17 protein-coding genes are annotated in these 19,455 nt (G+C 61.1%); 8 read left to right on the forward strand and 9 right to left on the reverse strand.

Annotated elements, in window-relative coordinates:
- Nucleotides 1-4: 4 nt before the first annotated feature.
- From QN345_RS00215 to QN345_RS00230, 4 genes are all read left to right on the forward strand, one after another.
- Nucleotides 5-1,327: an MFS transporter gene (locus tag QN345_RS00215; protein ID WP_322188320.1), complete on the forward strand. Its 1,323-nt coding sequence runs from the start codon at nucleotides 5-7 to the stop codon at nucleotides 1,325-1,327.
- Nucleotides 1,328-1,534: 207 nt separating this feature from the next.
- Entirely contained in the window at nucleotides 1,535-2,656 is a 1,122-nt protein-coding gene (locus tag QN345_RS00220) for a nuclease-related domain-containing protein (protein WP_322188318.1), read from the forward strand.
- Nucleotides 2,657-3,235: 579 nt separating this feature from the next.
- On the forward strand, nucleotides 3,236-3,637 hold the full coding sequence (locus QN345_RS00225; RefSeq protein WP_322188316.1) for a hypothetical protein: 402 nt from the start codon (nucleotides 3,236-3,238) through the stop codon (nucleotides 3,635-3,637).
- A 13-nt stretch (nucleotides 3,638-3,650) separates the two neighbouring features.
- Complete coding sequence (locus QN345_RS00230) at nucleotides 3,651-4,808, forward strand: cation:proton antiporter (protein WP_323508275.1); 1,158 nt, start codon at nucleotides 3,651-3,653, stop codon at nucleotides 4,806-4,808.
- A 227-nt stretch (nucleotides 4,809-5,035) separates the two neighbouring features.
- On the opposite strand, the gene QN345_RS00235 is transcribed toward QN345_RS00230, so the two are convergent.
- The 5 genes from QN345_RS00235 to ftsW all read right to left on the reverse strand — a co-directional run bounded on the left by QN345_RS00235 (nucleotide 5,036) and on the right by ftsW (nucleotide 10,555).
- Nucleotides 5,036-5,848, reverse strand: coding sequence for an anti-sigma factor (locus QN345_RS00235; protein ID WP_323508276.1), 813 nt, complete (start codon nucleotides 5,846-5,848; stop codon nucleotides 5,036-5,038).
- Nucleotides 5,849-6,223: 375 nt separating this feature from the next.
- Nucleotides 6,224-6,925, reverse strand: a complete 702-nt coding sequence (locus QN345_RS00240; protein ID WP_323508277.1) for a DUF4397 domain-containing protein — start codon at nucleotides 6,923-6,925, stop codon at nucleotides 6,224-6,226.
- Between the two features lie 573 nt (nucleotides 6,926-7,498).
- The gene (locus QN345_RS00245) at nucleotides 7,499-8,437 is read right to left on the reverse strand and encodes an undecaprenyl-diphosphate phosphatase (protein WP_322188310.1); all 939 of its coding nucleotides are present in this window, start codon (nucleotides 8,435-8,437) and stop codon (nucleotides 7,499-7,501) included.
- A gap of 148 nt (nucleotides 8,438-8,585) precedes the next feature.
- A complete protein-coding gene (locus QN345_RS20480) occupies nucleotides 8,586-9,179 on the reverse strand; it encodes a low affinity iron permease family protein (protein ID WP_416347643.1) in 594 nt (197 codons plus the stop codon).
- Between the two features lie 119 nt (nucleotides 9,180-9,298).
- Complete coding sequence (gene ftsW / locus QN345_RS00250) at nucleotides 9,299-10,555, reverse strand: putative lipid II flippase FtsW (RefSeq protein ID WP_323508280.1); 1,257 nt, start codon at nucleotides 10,553-10,555, stop codon at nucleotides 9,299-9,301.
- Between the two features lie 1,060 nt (nucleotides 10,556-11,615).
- On the opposite strand from ftsW, the gene QN345_RS00255 reads away from it, so the two are divergent.
- Together QN345_RS00255 and QN345_RS00260 are read left to right on the forward strand one after the other, a co-directional pair.
- Entirely contained in the window at nucleotides 11,616-12,686 is a 1,071-nt protein-coding gene (locus QN345_RS00255) for an LCP family protein (RefSeq protein ID WP_322188306.1), read from the forward strand.
- 644 nt (nucleotides 12,687-13,330) lie between these two features.
- A complete protein-coding gene (locus QN345_RS00260) occupies nucleotides 13,331-13,990 on the forward strand; it encodes a DUF1345 domain-containing protein (protein ID WP_322188304.1) in 660 nt (219 codons plus the stop codon).
- 462 nt (nucleotides 13,991-14,452) lie between these two features.
- Here the strand turns inward: QN345_RS00260 and QN345_RS00265 are convergent, their stop codons facing one another.
- The 4 genes from QN345_RS00265 to QN345_RS00280 form a co-directional block, all read right to left on the reverse strand.
- Complete coding sequence (locus QN345_RS00265) at nucleotides 14,453-15,403, reverse strand: alpha/beta hydrolase (protein ID WP_322188302.1); 951 nt, start codon at nucleotides 15,401-15,403, stop codon at nucleotides 14,453-14,455.
- 213 nt (nucleotides 15,404-15,616) lie between these two features.
- The gene (locus tag QN345_RS00270; protein WP_322188300.1) at nucleotides 15,617-16,381 is read right to left on the reverse strand and encodes a hypothetical protein; all 765 of its coding nucleotides are present in this window, start codon (nucleotides 16,379-16,381) and stop codon (nucleotides 15,617-15,619) included.
- Between the two features lie 606 nt (nucleotides 16,382-16,987).
- On the reverse strand, nucleotides 16,988-17,296 hold the full coding sequence (locus QN345_RS00275; RefSeq protein ID WP_322135189.1) for a hypothetical protein: 309 nt from the start codon (nucleotides 17,294-17,296) through the stop codon (nucleotides 16,988-16,990).
- A 300-nt stretch (nucleotides 17,297-17,596) separates the two neighbouring features.
- Complete coding sequence (locus QN345_RS00280; protein WP_322135190.1) at nucleotides 17,597-18,001, reverse strand: cytidine deaminase; 405 nt, start codon at nucleotides 17,999-18,001, stop codon at nucleotides 17,597-17,599.
- Between the two features lie 196 nt (nucleotides 18,002-18,197).
- Here QN345_RS00280 and QN345_RS00285 point away from each other — a divergent pair, with 196 nt between their 5' ends.
- Together QN345_RS00285 and QN345_RS00290 are read left to right on the forward strand one after the other, a co-directional pair.
- Nucleotides 18,198-18,419 (forward strand): hypothetical protein, encoded by a 222-nt coding sequence (locus tag QN345_RS00285; protein ID WP_322135191.1) that lies wholly within the window; start codon nucleotides 18,198-18,200, stop codon nucleotides 18,417-18,419.
- A complete protein-coding gene (locus tag QN345_RS00290) occupies nucleotides 18,398-18,697 on the forward strand; it encodes a hypothetical protein (protein WP_322135192.1) in 300 nt (99 codons plus the stop codon). Before QN345_RS00285 ends, QN345_RS00290 begins: the two co-directional genes overlap by 22 nt.
- The last annotated feature ends 758 nt before the right edge of the window (nucleotides 18,698-19,455 follow it).

The following is a 19,455-nucleotide window of genomic DNA, read 5'->3' on the forward strand; positions in this document are numbered from 1 at the left end:
TCACATGTCGACCACGACCCAAACACGCCCGGAAAGACCCCGCGCACTGGCGGGTACTACCAAAGTCCGCTATGTGATCGCGATAATGCTGTTCGTTACCGTGGTTATCAACTACATGGACCGAGCCAATCTCTCCGTAGCCGCACCACTCATCTCCAAAGAATTTGGTCTGGACACGGCGCAGCAAGGACTCCTTCTATCTGCGTTCGGCTGGACCTATGCCGCCCTTCAGCTCCCTGGTGGCTGGCTCGTTGATCGCGTCCATCCGCGTCTCCTCTACCCGGCGTGCTTGGTACTCTGGTCAGCCGCAACGATCTTCATGGGTATCGTCGGCAGCTTCGCGGCGCTCATTGTGCTCCGGCTCGCCGTTGGTATCTTCGAGGCCCCCGCCTATCCGATCAACAACAAGGTTGTCACGAGATGGTTCCCTGAGCGGGAACGCGCCACCGCCATCGGGTTCTATACCTCGGGCCAGTTCATCGGTCTGGCTCTGCTGACACCCGTGCTGACGTGGCTCCAGTTCGTGCTCAGCTGGCACTGGATCTTCGTTCTGACTGGTTCGGCGGGAGTGGTCTGGGCGCTGGTCTGGTACATCGTCTACCGCAACCCTCGTGAGTCGGCCAAGGCCAATGCCCAAGAAATCGCATACATCAAAGAAGGCGGCGGTCTCGTCGACTTGGATGCGACGCCGACCAAAGCCCCAAGAAAGCGGATTGCCTGGACGGACATGTTTATTGTTCTCCGCCGACGCAAGCTGTGGGGCATCTACCTCGGCCAGTTCTGCTTAACGTCAACCTTGTGGTTCTTCCTGACCTGGTTCCCCAGCTACCTTGTGAACTACCGCCACATGGACTACATCAAGAGTGGATTCCTAGTCTCGCTCCCGTTCCTGGCCGCACTCGTAGGGGTGCTTCTCGGTGGGGTTCTTTCCGACAACCTCGTCAAGAGGGGATTCAACCTCGGGCTGGCACGCAAGCTACCGATCATCGCTGGTCTGCTCCTTTCAATGACCATGATCGGAGCGAATTTCACGGACGACACCACTCTCGTCGTCATGTTCATGTCGGTGGCGTTCTTCGGCAATGGCCTGGCGTCGATTACGTGGTCTCTGGTCTCGGCAATGGCTCCAGCCCGTCTGATGGGCCTGACCGGTGGCATGTTCAACTTCATCGGTAACCTCTCGTCAATCGCGACTCCCATCGTGATCGGCTTGCTCGTTTCTAAGACCGATTTCGCCCCCGCGTTCGTCTACATGACACTCATCACGGCGGCCGGGATCTGCTCCTACGTGTTCTTGGTTGGAAAGGTTGAACGCGTGATCGAATAGCGTTACCGACCAAGAGGCGTATGCAACCGACATGACATCGGGGCATGGAACCTGAGGCGCTGACATCGTTGCGTGAGCACCGGACGGCGTCTCGGGTTCCGTCGTTTCGGCGACGTGCGCGGAGTTCGGTCGCCTCGAACCCCATAGTGGGGGACGAGGATGTCGGTCGCGTGCGGGTAGCGTCAGGCTACGGGGGTACGGGTGGCGATGTCTGACGATTTGGACGGGCGCGTTGACTTTGCGGGCATCCAGGCGTTGTCCTCGCGCGGAGCTGGCTACTCGGTGGCGGCGAAATGTCTACAGGTCCAGGCTGCCGCTGAGGCGCTCGATCCTTCACTGAGATCCCCCGCCGGGGTGACGCTGTGTGCTGATGCCTGGTCCTGGTACGCCGGAGCTCTCGGTGAGATCGAGGTAGGCGCCCTACTTACCGCGCTCGGCCCGACGTGGTTCGTGCGCCACGCGGTGCCGATCGGTGCCGGCACCAAGGACGTGGACCACCTCGTGATCGGGCCCGGGGGAGTGTTCGCGATCAACACGAAGCACCATGCCGGCGCATCCGTTTGGGTGGGCGACTTCGTGCTTCGAGTCAACAACGCGAATACCCGCCACCTGAAGCAGGCGCAGAGCGACACGATAGATGTGGGCCGACGGCTGACGGCAAAAGTCGGGTTCCCCGTGCCGGTCATTTCCGTCCTGGCCATTCTTGGTGCGAGGTCGATCAGCGACAAGCGGGTCCCCGACGAGGGCATGGTTTCTGTTGTGGACGCGAAGGAACTTGTCGCCTGGCTCCTGGCCCGGCCTCAGCACTTGAGTGACAGCGAATTGGCCTTGATCGAGTTCGCAGCGGAAGAACCGGAAACCTGGCATGTCGACCCGAGAGCAGCAGACACGCTGCGGGTGATGCCACGTTTCGAGCGACTCGTCGTTCAGGTCGTGACGCCGAGCGTTCCCACTGCGGTTCGCTCTCGAGCCAAGGCCGCGCCGACTCGAAGCACATCTCGCCCCGCGACCCGTGCTCCCAACTGCGCTCCGAATCGCGCTCCCGTCCGCAGCCGCGCGACTCCGCCTCGCTCCCCGGCACGACGGAAGGGCCGACTGCGAGTGACACTGAGTGACCTCGTAAAGCTGTGGCTCGCTTGCGGACTCATCATCACAGCGATGTCGATGCTCCAAGGCGTCGCGAACCAGCCGTGCACCTCCCCAGCCGGTTGCGTGCTGCCCTCGCTGCTCGTGGCGTTCGCTCCGCTCCTGAACCTTGGAGTGGTGGGTGTGATCGTTGCGGCTCTTGTCGGGTCGATTCTCTGGTTTGTTCGACGATTCACGCACTAGACGATGTCGCGACCTGAGGTTGTGATCGCGGAGCCGCTATGTGTGTACTTCTGTGTGTACCTAGATGAATTTGGCATTCTTAAATCTTGATCAAAGGCATATTTACGTCGAAAGTGATATCGCTTTCGGTTGTGTCCTAAGGAAACGGTTGGGGGTTCGAATCCCTCCAGGGGCACACTTTTTCGGGCCGAAACGGGCCTAATCAGCATTCTCGGTCGAATTGACGGTGGTTATCCGCTGTTTCTTCGGCAGTCCATGTGTGTACTTATGTGTGTACCAAATAGGGAATGGTTTGCGCCTCCCCGATTCCTCGTACTACTGCGGTGAAGCGAGACTTAGCCATCGTTCTTCGATGACGAATCCGAGATGTTCGTTCATACCGATGCTGCCGGCGTTGGACTGAGCGGCCGCCCAGCGCAAATTGATGCACCTACTACGCCTGCATCGCGGTCGCCTCCATGGCGGCCGGATCACTACTACGCTCAAGCTATCAGGCGGTGGATTCTAGCCCGGGCCGGACCGGGCCGGGCCGGAAAGTTCATTCCCAAAGCCTGCTCGAAAAAACAACGGAAGACCACCATGCCCAAAAAAGTCAAATGGCTGGAGTCGCCCGAGGCGCAGGACTACCCGAGCGCCGCGGACTACTTGCACCTGCTCCTGCAAGCTGAGAGCGTCGACGCCACCGTGCAGGCGCTCCAAGACACGCCGATCACCATTCAGAAAGCCAAGGACATTCTCCGGGCTGCGGGCCTGCCGCTCCTTGACGTGACCAACCCCCACGTCGCCTCTGACTTGCTGAAAATCCGGACCGGCGTGAAGCTCTCGCCAATCCTGCTCGTTCGTGGCAATCTCTCTTCGGCGGTGCCTCTACACATTGCCGACGGCTACCACCGGGTCTGTGCGACATATCACACCGATGAGAACACGAACATTCCCGTGCAGCTGGCCGACCTGATCTTGGGGCGGCCGGCCGTCCCCTAGTGGTGGGTTAGCGATGACATTCCAAACCCTGGCGATCATCTCGATCGTTGCCCTGCTCGGGCCTTTGCTGGCGATCCCACGACGGTGGAATCTTCCGGTGACGCTGGGCGAGATCCTGGCGGGCATCCTCGTTGGCCATACGGGGCTCCGTCTGGTCGATTCGTCGGACCCATCGATCACGCTGTTGGCCAATGTCGGATTCGCTCTGATCATGTTCGTGGCCGGCTCACACGTGCCCGTGCGGGACGCGCAGATCCGATCCGCACTGGGCACGGGCGCAGTTCGTGCGTTGTTCACCGGAGTCCTGGCGGTGGCGCTTGGTATTGGTGCCGCCGTCGTCTTCGGGAGCGCACACGCTCCCCTTTACGCCGTACTGATGGCATCGTCCTCCGCGGCACTCGTCCTGCCGGTGATTGATTCCCTGCGGCTGCGCGGAAACTCGGTGCTGCAACTCACTGCCCAGGTCGCCATCGCCGACATCGTCGCGATCATCGCCCTGCCTCTGGCGATCGATCCGCCCAACGCCGGCCGGGCGGCCCTCGGAGCGGGCGCCGTCGCAGCGGCCGCTGCGGTGCTCTACCTGACGTTGTCGCGTCTGGAGCGAAACGGCGCTCGACTGCGGTTGCATCGGCTCTCCGAGCAACGCAAGTTCGCTCTCGAACTCCGCATCCAATTGGCGGTCTTGTTTGCGATGTCGGCTCTCGCGGTCTTCGGCCACGTCTCGATCATGTTGGCCGGGTTTTCCTTCGGACTGGTCGTCGCCGCCATCGGCGAGCCCCGCCGGCTAGCCAGACAGCTGTTCGCACTCGCGGATGGGCTCTTCGGACCACTTTTCTTCGTGTGGCTCGGCGCGTCCCTCAACCTCGGTGACCTCCTCACACACCCGCAGATGATCCTCCTGGGCCTCGCGCTCGGTGGCGGCGCCCTGCTCACCCACGCCGCCACTCGGTTCCTCGGTCAGGAGCTGCCTCTGGGCTTACTTTCTGCTGCCCAGCTCGGGGTTCCCGTCGCCGCGGCCACGATCGGTGAGCAAGCCCACCTACTCGTACCCGGTGAGGGCGCGGCCCTCCTCCTCGGCGCGCTCGTGACCATCGTCCTCTCCTCACTCGCGGGCGGGCGCGCCGCGAAGCGACAAGCGAACATTTCTGCCGCACCTCCTGCGGCACCCTAGTCTCAGATCCAGCCGCGTCGGGAGGACGACGAGAGTTTACCAAAGAGCGCCTCGGCCGCAGCCCTGGACGGTTCCCACCTGCCGCCTCGCCAGCGGCCCCGATCGCGCCCCCGTCTGTTGCTCCGGACTGCCCGATTCCAGGCAAGCTAGAGTGCCACGGCGCGGATCACCTACGTTTCCTTTCGGCGGTCGAGGCGTTCTCACGTGTTTGGGCCTGCGAGTGTGTGTCAAATGGCTTGCAGGTGTCCACGCACGATCGTGTTCCCAGAGTGCGCGGGGTTCCCGTTGTTGGGTTGAGCTGAGATGTCGACGAGGGGATACTGGGTGAGGTCGACAGTATCGGGGATGTCGAAGCGGCCCGTGTTTCCGTCAAGCAGGCCGATGCTGATAAGTCCTGAGGCGTCTGCTTTGATCAGCCAGACCTCCCGTAGAGAGCTATCCGGGGTGGCGGGAGCCGTCAGGTCGACGGTCACGTTGCGGTGCCCATCCGCGCTCTCCTTAACCGACGCTTGGCCATGTGCTTGCCAGCCGGGGAAGGGGGTGAGTTGCGCTTGGTAAATCACTGTTGGTGCGGCGGCGTGCTGAAGTGAGTCGAACCAGATACCACCGGCCAGGCCCGCGATGAGGCCGACGAGCGCGGCTGCGAAGGAAACAGGTAGCCACCGACGGCGACGCGGCGCCAGATCAACGAGTGTGCGAGCCCTCGTCACGGTGAGATGATCCCTCGAAGTTCGGGTTTGGGCGGGCTCCGGGACATTGGTTGCCGCTGCGGGCGTTGCGCCGACGAATTGGTCACGTCGTGGTGTGCTCTTGACAGCAGCACTGAGTCCGAGAGCGCCATGAATCCGCTCCCAGACCGCTTCGGCAGGCTCGGTAAGGGACACGTTGCGCGCCGCCTGGCCGACAACCACGGTGTGCTGGAGGGAAAGGAGTTCGAGCGCGCACCCCGGACATCTCGTGAGGTGCCGGCGTTCAGCTGCGGTGAGGTCGGCCCCGGCCAGGGCGATGATGGCAAGGTCCTCGGGGTCAATGTGTGTCATCGCTCGCCTCCAATCGGTTACGTGCTCCGCTGAGGATTCGAAGACTGCGGTTCATCCCGGTGCCCGGGCTATTCGCAGTCAAGCGTCGACCGGCATGTTGCTTGTTCATGGTCCCCCCGTCGACGGTGGGCGCAGATCGGTGTCAGGCAGAGAATAGCCAGAAGCTCCTTTAGAGAGCCACTAACAATAGGTTTGGCCGTCGAAGGGATTTTGTGTCCTCGTGGCTTGGGCCGAGTCGGGGGCGTACGCCGGTCTGGCCGAGGAAGACCGGTGGAGCGCACCGTCTTGTCGGACGGGTTTGGTCTTGGTTGTGTGGGATTAAGCGGACACCTCCTGCACTCTGATGGCAGAGCGCAGGAGGTGTCTGGGTGTTGCTTAGTGGTGGGCCTTGTCGAGCTTGACGGTCTGCACGGCGAAGGCGAGGTTGTGGTCAGCGAGGCTGCCCCACGCGTACACGATGGTGTTCGTGCGCTTGGCAATGGTCACGTCGGCCGGACCGATCAGCGCTGCGGTCGTGCCGGTCGCCGCGACGGCCGCGCTGATCGTCCCCGTCGGGAGGGTCAGTTCGACCTCGTCAGGGTTGGTCAGGTCGGTAATCGCGGCGGCACCGTTGGCCAGGATATCGACGGAGGGTGCAGCGGCGACGTGGCGGACCGTGAGTCGACCCTTGCCCTTTCCGACGGCATCCGGGTTGTTCTGGAACAGGGTCGCGGTCGGCATGCCGGCCTCCGTCAGGTGTGCGACGGCGGTGTAGTTGTTGCCGCTGCCCAGCTTGAGATCGATCGGGCCGATCACAGGATTGGAGGCGTCTTTGGCGTCAGCGGCGGTGATCGCTACGGAATACGTGCCTGGGTCAAGGCTCAGAGTGTCTGAGAATGAACCGGGGGTGAAATTATCGAGAGTGAGTGCTCCGTTGACGTAGACGTCGACCGTGACGCCCGGGATTGCGTGGAACACGGTTAGTTCGGCGGGGCCGTTGTCCCCGTGGCTGTGGTTCTCATTGGCGTTTGCCGGCATGAATCCCGCGAGGGCGACGAGTACACCGACTACGGCGCCGACAGCGATGGTCTTGCGCATGGTTACCTCCTGCTAGTTGTTCTGGACGGGAAGCGTCATCGCCTCCCAGACTCTCTTCTGATTGAACTTCCGTTTTGGATGCACGCGACGCTAACAATTTTCTGGAATCCATCTGCTGAACCCTGGCTGGCGCTGCCAGCGCGAATCTCTCAGCCGGGTCCGCAGTGTGGTCCAGGGCCGCGAACTGTCCCTCGTAGGGTGCGATTCTTATCACTTGGTCGATGATCCTGTCCCGTCGGTATGCCGGGTCAACTTTCCGAACTCGGATTCTGGCGCCAGCTGAGATCCGCAAAGTCGCGGCTGGGTAGGGACCTCTGACAAGAGACAGGCGCGACCTGTGATCGGGCGGGTCGCTTGCTGTCGACATCGAGCACAGATCCTGAACCCGCTGCACGATCGGCTATTTGGATCCCCGTGATGACCTCGAAGTGCGGATCGGCGCGGGTGATGCGGCCATAATGCACGTCATCGCCAAGGATGCCTCAGCCGAGCGAGGACGTAGGGGGTGATGACCGTGTGGGCTCCGAGGAATGGAATCTCAACTGATTTGACGTGCGGTGTCCTGACGGACTTCTAAGGGAACGCGAGCAGGACTACGAAGAAGATGGTTCCGGCGACGATGCAGTAAATCGCGAAAGGAGTGAGTGTCCTGGTCTCGAAGAAGCGCAGCAGGAACTTCGTGGCTAACCATGCGGCAACGGCCGAGCAGAGCGCACCGACGAGGAACGCGCCGCTCTCATCGGCCATCTGTGGGCTGAACAGTCCCGGGAGTTTCAGTGCTGCCGCGGCGCCGATGATGGGTGTGGCCAGTAGGAAACTGAATCGGGCAGCGGTTTCGTGGTTGAGTCCGGAGAGGAGCCCACCGACCATGGTTGATCCTGATCGGGATATTCCCGGAAGGAGGGCGGCCGTCTGGGCGACGCCGATTCCGAACGCCTGTTTCCAGGTGAGCTTGGCGATCGTGGTGTCGGAGCTCTCGGTCTCGGACATTTGCGTGTTGGCCGAGCCCGCGGGGATGGGGCGTCCGCTCGCAACAGCATCAACGCTCACCCGTCCGGTCTGAGCCCGGTTCGGATGCCGTCGGAGGCGTTCTGCGGTTAGAAGGATGAGGCCGTTGATCACAAGGAATGCGGCAGCGATCAGTGGGGATGCGAAAAGGGACCGGAGGGGCTTCTCCAAGAGCAAGCCCACGATCCCCGCGGGGATTGTTGCGGCGATGAGCAGCCAGGCGAGTTTCGCGTAGATGTCGTCGGGGCCGATTTTACGATCCCGGATGGAACGTCCGAACCCTTGGAAAACCCGGATCCAGTCCTTTATGAAGAAGAGGAAGAGAACGATAGCGGTAGCCAGATGGGTGGCAACGAGAAGCCCGAGGAAGGCGGGGCTGCTTTGGTCGATGTTCCAGCCGAAGAGTGTGGGCAGGATGACACTGTGGCCAAGGCTGGAAATTGGGAACAATTCCGTGATCCCTTGGAGGAATCCCAGAATCGCCGCTTGAATCAAAGTGATCATATGAACAGGTTAGAGGCTCTGGTCACCTGCGCCGGCGTGCGCCGCTAACGGTGAAGTCAAGGGTTCCTCCACGTGAACGAAATCCAACGACTGGGACGGTCGGCCAGACCGATCCCGATCTGGTCGGGACGTGGGCCACATCGATTCCTTACGTCAGGGGATTTACCGCCGGTGGCGGGGCATCCGTCTCGAGGGCTCGTTTTCGGGTCTCTTGGCTGAGGTCAGTGAGGGCCTCCAATTCGTCGTCCGACGCACCTTCGAGCGCGATGAGTCGGTCGTCGGCAGTTGGCTGGGCGCGTAGTAACTCGTCGAGCTTGCGCTGGGTTACCGACTGTTGTCGTGCTTGCGTATGTTGGATTGCGAAGACCATAACGACTGTCACGGATGAACTCGCAATGTAAAGGACGTTCTCCCACCATGGAGGAAATCCCGCCGCTATCCCGACCGCGACCCACACTACGAGTGCACTTCCGGCAACCAATCCCGCGGCGGCGTGTTCGCTCACTGTGCCGATATGGTGCAGGACCCTGCTGCTCCACCGTTTGTCGGGCACGCTCGTCCGGTCCTTCCGCGTCATTTCGCGAGATCGATCCAGCCGTTTCTGGTGGTCCGCGTTGATCGATTCGTAGCCGTTAGCCCCATTCTGCACACACGAAAGACTAGGCGTTGTTCCCGTCAAAACAACTGTTGACTCGACGCGCAAACCCGGTGGTGCGAGGCACTGTTTCGGTGGACGGTTCATCGAGGCGAAAACGGCGAAGGATTTCACAGCGTCGACACCGTGGGTGGACCAAGAATCGATTCCGTGCCGTGTCCACTTCAATCAGCGTGCTGTGTTGCGACGAGAGCGCGCGGGACGAGTTACGGGTGGTCGGCGTCCGGCATTCCGGGTGGAGGTGTGCGTGTCGGCGACGCCTCGCTGTGTGCAAAGGAGAGCACGATTCCGATTGCGATGAGGGTGGTGAGGAGGGCGGTGCCCCCAGCAGAAATGAGGGGGAGTGGCACGCCGAGGACAGGGATGAATCCGAGGACGACGCCCATGTTGACGAGTGCTTGACCGATGATCCAGACCATGACGGCCGCAGTACTGACTTTGGCTTGAGGGCTGGTCGTGGCGTTCATGATGCGGAGGAAGGCGATGGCCAGCAGGACGAAAAGGGCGAGCACCACGACTGCGCCGATGAGACCGAGTTCCTCGCCGATGATCGCGAAGATGTAGTCGTTGTCCGCGGCTGGAAGCCAGGACCATTTCGCTTTGGAGTTCCCGAGTCCAACGCCGAAGATGCCGCCCGACGCGAGGGCCCACGTGCCGTGCAAGGGTTGCCAGCATGCGGCGGAGATCGTGCCGGTTGAGCCGTCGCAGCCGGTGCCGAAGAAGCTCAGTATCCGGGCCATCCGGTTTCCGCTGGCCATGGCCGCAGCCAGGGCGCCAAGGGCGCCGATGCCCAAGGGGATGGCGAGCATGCGTAGTTTTACGCCGGCGAAGAAGAGGGAGCCAAAGAGGATGCCGGCGAGGATTACTGTTGTCCCCAGATCGCCGCGGATCATGACGAGCATGACGGCCGTGCCGCCGATGCCGAAAACGGGCACGAGGACGTGGCGCCAGTCGTCGAGGTGATCTTTCTTCTGTGCCAGAAGCATGCCCAGCCAGATGACGAGGGCGACTTTGATGGCTTCAGATGGCTGGAATTGGAAACTGCCAATGGACAGCCAGTTGGTGTTCCCGGCCACGGTCACACCTAGCGGGGTGAAGACGAGCAACTGAACGAGGCAAGTAGCGATGAGCGTCGGCCAAGCGATACGTTGCCAGAACTTCAACGGCATCCGGCTGAGCACGAGCATCAATGGGACGCCGACCAGGGCGATGGCACCTTGATGAAGCACAACGCCGAAGAAACCCTCGTGAGCAACAAAGGAATCTACTGATGACGAAGACAGGACCATGATCAAGCCCAAGATGACCAAGAACAGCGTCGTTCCCAGGAGCAGAAAATAGTTCGGGGATTCTGAGCGGATCAAACGGCCCACGCTAATGCGCGTTGACTGTGACGGTCTATTTGACGGAACCCTGTGGTCGGTCTTTGAACGTGGCGCACGGGTCGGGTTGCGCGAACTCATCACGAACCGAGCCCCTTCTCAGGGGACGTCGCGGAGGTGGAATTTAGTGTGGATTGACCACAATTGCTCGGTACTTCACATACGGTCATATGCGGGGAGTGTCCTGCCGGGTGTGGGATCAGATCAGAGTGCGCGGCAATGGGCTGGGGCGCCACCACGACACTACTGAGGGAATCCAGAACCGCTCGTTCATCCCACTCGTGTCGCGTCGGGTCGCATGTCTCTCCCAGATTGTGTCTGCTCGGAAATCTCTGCTGGAAAAGCCTCGTCGACGTTGAGCTCGACCGACAAGGGGCCGTGGAGGTGCGCAGGCTGCCTGTATCGCCGGCTCGGACAAGACAGTTCACGGCGTTGGCGGTCGCCGTTTTTCGATTCGTCGACTTGCCCGTGCACTGCGGAGCGGAATGAACGGCTACTCGCGGCGGGGCCAAAGTCTTTCCCGATGTTGGCGCTCGAGATGACCCCCGGGCGCCCGTTCCCATCTTCTGCAGTAGGGATTCCCCACTGGAAACGTTTCGTTTCCATACTGAATGCCGCGTTTGTGTCCCATTGGGGAGCTGCAATCTGACGACCATGGACGCCATTTGTGAACTCCCGTGTTGAACACGCCATCAAACAACGCTGACTCTGATCCGGCGACACTCGTCATCCCCCGTTTGGTGGGCTTGGCGGGCTTCCTGTGAGATTGCGCTGGTCGAGGAGCACTTTCACAGGAATCTCCGGTCACTGCTGGCATACAGTTCGGTCGAAACGACTGTTCGTGGATGTTCCGGTTGGTTCGACCGGGCGGAAGAGGGTTACCGTGACACACGCTGGGCCCTTGCGTGGGCGTGACCGGAATGCCGGTCAGCCGATCCGGCATGGACGGTTGACACCTCGGGGGCCGTGGCGGACGGTCACGAAGACCTTTGGCATCACCCTCGCGGTGCTTCTGGTTAGTGGGAGCTCCGTTGCGGCGATTGCCGCGTGGGATGTTGCCAGCAGCGTCAAGCCCGGTGTTCATTTGGCCCACCTTGATCAGACGCCCGGCGACACGGCGGCTCCTGCCCCGGCCGCGGACGTGACCGCGATCGCCGGCGGGGTTAACCTGCTATTGACGGGCACGGACACCCGTACCGGCCAGGGCGGGGCCTATGGGACGGCCGCAGAGCTCGCGGGTAGTTCTGGCGCGGGTAACAACGACGTGACCATGCTGCTGCACATTGCGCAGAATCATCAGAGCGTCAGTGTGATTAGTTTCCCCCGGGACCTGATGCTTGCCGTTCCCGCGTGTCCGCAGGCCGATGGCGGGACCGCGTCGGCGTCCAGCCGGGTGATGCTGAATACGACCCTGTCACGCGGTGGCCTGTCCTGCGTTGTGTTGACGATCGAGAAGCTCACCGGCGTCCAGATTCCCTACGCCGCGGAGATTAGCTTCGACGGGGTGACTGCCATGTCGAACGCTGTCGGCGGGGTCACCGTCTGCCTGGCCTCGGCGGTCAATGATCTGTACACGACGCCTCCGTTGCATTTGGCGGCGGGCCAGCAAACCCTCGTCGGCGACGACGCACTCTCGTTCCTGCGGAGCAGGCACGGTATCGGTGATGGCAGTGACCTGGGGCGGATCAGTAACCAGCAGCTCTTCATGGCTGCTCTGGCCCGGAAGGTCCAAAGTGGCGGCGTCCTGGGAAACCCGATCGCGTTGTTCTCCCTGGCCAAAGCGGCAACGGGGAACATGGTTCTCTCGGATACGCTGACGAATCCGACGACCTTGGTCCAGATCGCTCTCGCGATCAAGGACACAGGGCTGGCGAACATGGTCTTTGTTCAGTACCCCACCGTCACTGACCCGGCCGAGCCAGGACGGGTGATCGCCCAGTCCAGTGCCGCCACAGTCTTGAACACCGCTTTGGTCGCGGATAAACCATTGCAGCTCTCTGGGGCCCCAGGCCGGGCGGCCGTGCTCCCGAGTAACGCTCCGGTGGCCCCTGTTCCCACGCCAGCCGCGACCGCAAAACCTAGTTCCACATCCACTCCAGCTTCAACGCCGACGGCGACCCCCGTCGCCGCTCCCGCTGGGGCCAATGCCGTGCTCCCATCCAGCGTCACCGGTCAGACCGCTGATCAGCAAACCTGTACGAAGGGCAACTAGATCCACCGCCAAGAGAACCGTCCAACTCCCATCTCGAACCGCACCGATTAGACCGTCACGATTGGTGCACCGTGCGTCGTTTGCCAAGTGCTCGCGGCTCGCCAGGTATGGCGCACAGGGAGGCTGATAGCCCTCGTTGGGTCGACCGCTTCCTGGGCGATGTTCCTTCGGTCAGGGGGGATTGTGTGATACTGGCCGCCGAACAAACGTGAGGGGCATCAATTGAACGACGCACACTTCAATGCGGACGAGAACGAGTTGAGTGGCCTGAGACGGCCGCCCGGGGATTGGACGAACACTCCGGGCCGCAAGTCCGGGTTCTGGTTGACGCTTGCTAGCATCTTGTTCGCAGTTGTGTTCCCGTTTGCCGCCTTCATCGCCACGGTAGTGGGGCTCGGGCTCTCCGTCCGGGCATACCGTCTGATCCCGGTAGGTGCTCCTGGTCGCGGTTTGACAGTGGCAACGATAGTGCTGGCAATAGCAACGATTATCGCGGTGGCGATGAGGGAACTGGGTTCAACACCATTCCTCACCTAGTCGCACGGAAACCTGAGCGAGGACAGCGAACTGTGCGTCGGCGCTTCGAAGAGTCGTTTCACCGGTGACGGCGTCGACGTGATTGGGGATCGCTTACACTCTCGACTGTGACTGAAACGTCGACGCCTCTTGTGAGGCACGAGCACCGCTGGCCGGTCCTGGCCGCAATCATTCTGAGTCTGGTTCTGTATCTGCTCATTCCCGAGAAGGTGCAGATTCTGCCCCGGTGGGTCGTCCCGGTGTTGGGTTTGCTTCTGCTGATCCCGTTGACGATCCTCAACCCACGCCGGCTATCGCGGGAGACCACATGGTCCCGGTGGCTATCTATTGGGCTGGCGTCATTGCTGACCCTCGCCAATCAAGTCACCGTTGTTTTCACGGTCCGCCAGCTTCTCTATGGGGGAGTGAATGGTCCGGATGTCCTCCTCACTGCGCTGCAGGTCTGGGTTACGAACGTGATTGCGTTCTCGTTGGTGTATTGGGAGCTGGACCGGTCAGGTCCAGTTGCGCGTCGCGATGCAGCCCAGTGGGCGACGGCGACTGTGGACTTCCGTTTCCCGCAACATGACGGGGCGCCAGGGGGTGAGGACTGGCGGCCAAGCTATTTGGACTACGCCTACATCTCGTTGACTAACATGATGGCGTTCAGCCCCACGGACGTGATGCCGCTCACGCACCGAGCGAAAATGCTGATGGCGTATCAGGCACTGACCGGCTTCATTCTGCTCGCCCTGGTCATTTCCCGCGCCGTGAACATCCTCAACTGACCCCGGAAGCCACTAACTCGAGCAAATAAGGCCGGACACGCACCGCAAAATCGAACGAGTCCCGGAGCCCATCCAGGAGTTTCTGACGGGTCTCGCAAACGCAGAATCGCGATACCGGAGTGCCCCATCCACTGTTTCAAGGCCTGGGGGCGATCGAGCGGTTGAAGTTTGGAGCGTTTGAATTAGTGTCGTTGTCTGCGGACGGGGCTTGGTGAGGACCAGTGATGCCAGCGGCATGATCCGAGAAGGTTCTGTCGCGTTGCCCACCCGAGGATTTGGGACTAGTGCTTAGTGCCAACCCCAGTAGGGTACCAACGCTTGCGAAATTTGAACTCTCGAAGCGGTCGGAAGACCCAATAGGTAGGTGCCCTCAGAGCCGGAGATGCAACGTCGGGTCGGAGTGATGTGATCCGCCTCTCGGGTGTCCACTGATCAGGGCTGGCCGGATAGCGGCGTGCGGGACTATGGCTGCGGTGATGGTTCCTGAAATCCGAGGCGTGGGGCGAGAACGTCGAACGCCTTCGTGAGTCCTCCGAGGAGCGCTCCGACGCTGTGGCCTTCGCCGGGAACTTCGTAGTAGCTGGTCACCATGCCGGCATCCAAAGCCACGGCACTCAAGGCCTTCTGGGGTGGACCGATCACGGAGTCATCCGCCCCCACGGTGAACACGGCCTCGGTATGGGGGTAGTGCGTGGACGACATCACGGTCGCTGGTTTTGTCGCGTCGTAGGCGGCCTGGTCTCCGCCGAAGACGTCGGCGAGAACCGTGGGCTCAGATTCCGTGCCTGCGAAGGTCGTCCCGGACGCGCTGATCACGTTTCCCCATACGTCCGGAAACTTGGTAGCAAGGGAAATGGCGCATTGGCCACCGTTTGAGAACCCCGCAATTGTCCAATCGACGCGATCAGTTTCAATGTGCAGGTTCGCGCGCGCCCAGTTGACGACATCCTGCTCAAGGTAGGTCTGCACATTCCCGTGCGCCGGAGTGTCCAGGCAGAGTGAATCGACACTCGGATCGCCGAGTTGGTCCGCAACGACAACGATCGGCGCCTGACCGTCATGGGTGAGGGCGAACGTGTCGAGGACTGAAGCGATGTAGGACGCGTCCGGGTTCCCGGGTTGGCCCATCATCATCAGCACGAAGGGGAATGCCGGAACGTCGACGGCCACGGCGGCCGGAGGAAGATACACCTCGGCATCCCTGGCGGTGAAATTGGATGCGGTCGCCGGAATATGCACCGTCTCAATAGTGCCCGTGATGGCGAGGGCCGACGCCGGCCGGGGCGTGTCCGATGGGGACTGAGAGGTCTGACTGGCAGCGGAAGCCGGGTGGACGACAAGGAACCCGCCTGCGGCTCCCAGGACGAGGAGAGTGACACCCGCGATGAGGGTCTTGCTGCGCCCTGAATTCATTCTCACAGGTTGTGTCTCGGTTCTATCAGTTGACTACGGAACGCCCAGGCATCGACCGCTGGTCGATTCCAGTCGGAGGGCGATCGAGTCGGGGCCGAACGAGAATGCAGGGCTTCCGATGCGGGCGCTGCATCCGTAGAACGCGGAAGGGCAAGTTATTGTGAACCGGCAGCGCGACGGCAGAGAAGTGGCCGGCGCGCTGCCGGGCCGGTGCTATTTGAGTGCGGAGCGGATGGTCTTCGCGTCGGTCCGTGCCTGTTTGAGTGCTGCGCGCGCGGTGGTCGCAGATGCCTTGAAGGGTTTCATCACGTCGTGGTTACCATCGTACTGGTCGGGTGTGGCGGCGAGTGAACCGGCGGCCAGTCCGGCCACAGCGCTGCCGGCGTTACCGATCTGGGCAGTCATGTCTGTCAGGCTGGCCTGCAACGCCGCGGTGGACTTAGAGGAGTCCTTTCCTGATAGCAGGCCCGAGAGCCGGGTCTGTTCGGCGGTGAGCTTCGCAGCTGTCTTTGAGATGACAGTGTCTGCAAATGCTGTATACGCGGCTTGGGGAAGCGAGACCGAGTAGACACGGTAGGTAGTGAAGATCGTGGCGTAGTCGATTTTGGCCTGTGCCAGGTCGGTGTCAGCAGCGATTTTCGTCGCAAGGGTGTTCATGCCGGCGAGGTCGTTATTGAGGTTCTCTAGGAGAGCAGTCTTGTCGGAGGTGGTGAGGACGGCGTTGGCGGTGACTTTTGTGATCGCGGTGTTCAAGGAGGTGATTCGTTTCGCGGTCGCGGTCGCGGCTGATTCCTGCACGTTGGTGAGCGTGCGTGGCGTTTTCGTGGGACCGGCCGTGGAGGTGGGCGCCGGTGCGGGTGTCGCGTCAGCAAATGCAGGTGCGCTGCCAAGGGCAGCGAATGCGGTGATGGCAACGACACCAAGGATGCTGGATCGCGTAATAGTTCGATTCACGGAAAGGACTCCCAATTCGGTCACGGATGTCGAAGAGAATCCGACGTGGTCCACACTGCCCGCGTCCTGTTCGAGAAGTGTGAGATCAATGTTCGGGTTCGGTAAGGCCGGCACATCGGGTCAGCCAGATCGGGCTCGGGAAGATCGACACCACCCTCGTCGCACACGTAGCGGAACAGGTCATGGCCAACCTCGAGACTGCCACCAAATAGGTCCAAAACCGGTCTCGCGACAGCCACGCCGGCATGGCACTGGCCAGAGGTGTGTCGTCGTCATTGGAATGATTTTCCGGCTTGTCCCCGCTTCAAGCGATAGGACCCTGTTTCAACCGGAGGTTTTCGTCGCGCAACGGCTATGTGTGTACTTCTGTGTGTACCTAGGAGATTTCGGGATTCTTATATCCCGATCAAAAGCATTTTTGTGCCTAAAGTAATGTCGCTTTCGATTGTGTCCTAAGGAAACGGTTGGGGGTTCGAATCCCTCCAGGGGCACATTTTTTCGGGTCGAAACGGGCTTAATCGGCGTTTTGGTTACCTAGACGGTCGATATTGACCGTTTCCCGTCGTGCCTATGTGTGTACCCATGTGTGTACCAAATAGGGAATGGTTTGCGCCTCCCCGATTCTTCGTACTACTGCGGCGGAGCGAGGCTCAGCCATCGTTCTTCGATGACGTATCCGAGGTGTTCGTTCATGCGGATGCTGCCGGCGTTGGACTGAGCGCCGCCTGTGCCGAAGATCCTGATTCCGTCGGCGGCCAGTGCATTGATCGACGCGGCGTTGACGGCAACGGCGAGCCCTATCCGTCTGAAGGAAGGGTCGTCGGACGGGAATTCCGTTTCCGCGCGCACCAGGGTCGCGCCGATGAGGCTGACGGCTACAAGCTGCCCGGCCTTGCTGGCACCAAAGAATCGGTGGCCGGACTTCCAGAGTTCGAGCATGTCGGATTCGTCCCGGTCCGGCACTGCTGTCGCTGGTGTGTCGGGGTAGTCGGCCTGGTTCAGGGCCTCGAGTGCCGTGACCTTTGGCGCCCAGCTGGCGTCGAGCTCCTGGATGATGAACGCTCGTTCCCGTGCCGCGACGATTGCCCCAGTGAATGCAGAGAGGTCGGGTGGGTCTCTCAGACACAGGCGGGCGCCCCACGATTAGCCGACTACTAAGTAGCCCGCCTGCATGAGCTGCTGCACCCGCGGATCTTTGAATTCGAGTATCAGGATGTCCCCGGCCATGAGGGCAGTGTGTCAGTCCGCCTCTGCGGCCTCGGGTAGGGAGTAGCTGAGGGGCAACAGGTCGCGTACGGTTCGCGCTGCCAATTCGCCATCCTTGAGGGGAACGATGACGGCCACGTCGGGATGAAGGTCCAGCAGGATTTGTCGGCAACGTCCGCAGGGGGAGATGACGCCGCGGTCACGGTCACCGACTGCGACGATCGTGACCAGTGGGCCGGCCAGTGCTTGCGCGGCGGCTGCGATCGTGACGACCTCCGCACAAGGGCCACCGGTGAAGTGGAAGACGTTCACACCCGTGTGTACGTTGCCCCGATTGTCCATGGCGGCGGCGGCCACCGTGTGCGTGTCACCGTGTGGCAGGGATCGCACGATTTCCTCGGCGATGGATACGAGGCGACGTTCCTTGTTTTCCAGCACTTGCTCAGTGTGGCCTCGACTCCCGCCCACCCGGTCCGTCGTGCATGGAATAGGGGGACGTGGACGCGCGTGGTGGCCGACTATCCAACGATCCAAAGCTGGAAGGGACAGCACCTGCAGCGACTGCCGTGTGCCGGATATCCGTGGCTGGGATAAATTGAGGCCGTGCCGTTGGGACGGCCCACGGGGGAGCCGCATGAAGGAAATCACCATCAGTGCAGCCAGTTTCGTTGCAGCCGAGCTAGTTCTCACCGTCCACCTCGGCAGCACCCGTTCAGGCCAGCGCGAAGCTGGATCGTCGGAAATTCGACAGCGTACTATTGAAGGCCGTATTAGGCATCTTGAAAAGGAGATTGCTACTTTCAGCCGCCAAATCCGACAACTCCTTGGAGAAGAATGGCAAAGCCGACCATCGTAAAATTAGACGAACTTGAGCGTGTCTTCACGCGCGTACTCGAAGTTCTTCGGCAATCCGGATTCGCTGAGGTTGAGCTCTCGAATGACTATTTCTGGTCGATCCCCGACGATCAGATATATCACGTGGAGTCGCCGCCTCACGACCTCACAATCGGTCAAGTAAGTGAGTCATTGCAGTGGCTGACTAACACGATGCTTGAAGACGGTGATGCAATTCCCTATTCGCTTCTTTGGATTTCCGATGTTCTCAAGGCGCTGGCTCTGCAACTGAGCGAGTAGCACGACGATCTCTGATCGCGTCGTCTCGAAAGATGGATAATGCGTATGCGCCTAACTCGGCCTAGGTTGGCGGCTTCCGGTCTTTCGGCCGCGACGTCAGCCCTGCTCGACTGGGCCGGTGCGGAGTTTCTGGATTTTTGTTGTGTGGTTTAGTCAGCCTCGATAGGAATGGTGTTCTTCTGATCCGTTTGGCCTTGGATCGAGGTGATGATCGGTAATGTGACGCATGCGAGGTCAGGTGAGGTGGAGAAGGAGGCGCTTGATGAGTGCGCAAGCGCGGATCTCCCTGTTTTCGTCGGATGCCGGTGGGATCGTCTCATCTCTCCCATCGGGGACGAGATCGTTGGTCCTCAAGTTTCCTCTGGCCAAAGAAGGTGGAGGTGAAGCACAAGTGGGCGCCACGATCGAATCAGAATCTGGCGAGGCGTTGCACCCGGGGGTTCCGCCAGTGAAAGTGCGCATAACGCCTTGGGCGCCTGAGGTTAACGCTCTTTTTGCCTCTGGCGTGCGATTCACGATTTGGTACGGTCGAGACGTCGGCTGGGGGGTGATCGACTGACAGCGCGAATGAGCTGCTCCGTCGGGACGAGGTGCGGGAGCCTCGCCGTGCCGAGCGCAATAATCATTCGGGTCGATCCGCACTACGGTGAATCGGGCGTCGTTTCAGAGGCTGCCGTCGTCGCTGCAGGTGATGTGCCTGGAGTTTCATTGAGGAGGGCTGGTCTGCGATGAGCGGGAAACGTAAATCTAGATATTTA

This window comes from Cryobacterium sp. 10I1 (assembly GCF_035019805.1).
Classification (GTDB): domain Bacteria; phylum Actinomycetota; class Actinomycetes; order Actinomycetales; family Microbacteriaceae; genus Cryobacterium; species Cryobacterium glucosi.

Coding starts and splice junctions, on each gene's coding strand:
- QN345_RS00230 (WP_323508275.1), top strand. CDS start 3,651: ATGACATTCCAAACCCTGGCGATCATCTCGATCGTTGCCCTGCTCGGG.
- QN345_RS00225 (WP_322188316.1), top strand. CDS start 3,236: ATGCCCAAAAAAGTCAAATGGCTGGAGTCGCCCGAGGCGCAGGACTAC.
- QN345_RS00220 (WP_322188318.1), top strand. CDS start 1,535: ATGTCTGACGATTTGGACGGGCGCGTTGACTTTGCGGGCATCCAGGCG.
- ftsW (WP_323508280.1), bottom strand. CDS start 10,555: ATGAGTTCGCGCAACCCGACCCGTGCGCCACGTTCAAAGACCGACCAC.
- QN345_RS20480 (WP_416347643.1), bottom strand. CDS start 9,179: ATGAACCGTCCACCGAAACAGTGCCTCGCACCACCGGGTTTGCGCGTC.
- QN345_RS00265 (WP_322188302.1), bottom strand. CDS start 15,403: ATGAATTCAGGGCGCAGCAAGACCCTCATCGCGGGTGTCACTCTCCTC.
- QN345_RS00235 (WP_323508276.1), bottom strand. CDS start 5,848: ATGACACACATTGACCCCGAGGACCTTGCCATCATCGCCCTGGCCGGG.
- QN345_RS00215 (WP_322188320.1), top strand. CDS start 5: ATGTCGACCACGACCCAAACACGCCCGGAAAGACCCCGCGCACTGGCG.
- QN345_RS00285 (WP_322135191.1), top strand. CDS start 18,198: ATGAAGGAAATCACCATCAGTGCAGCCAGTTTCGTTGCAGCCGAGCTA.
- QN345_RS00290 (WP_322135192.1), top strand. CDS start 18,398: ATGGCAAAGCCGACCATCGTAAAATTAGACGAACTTGAGCGTGTCTTC.
- QN345_RS00275 (WP_322135189.1), bottom strand. CDS start 17,296: ATGCTCGAACTCTGGAAGTCCGGCCACCGATTCTTTGGTGCCAGCAAG.
- QN345_RS00240 (WP_323508277.1), bottom strand. CDS start 6,925: ATGCGCAAGACCATCGCTGTCGGCGCCGTAGTCGGTGTACTCGTCGCC.
- QN345_RS00245 (WP_322188310.1), bottom strand. CDS start 8,437: ATGATCACTTTGATTCAAGCGGCGATTCTGGGATTCCTCCAAGGGATC.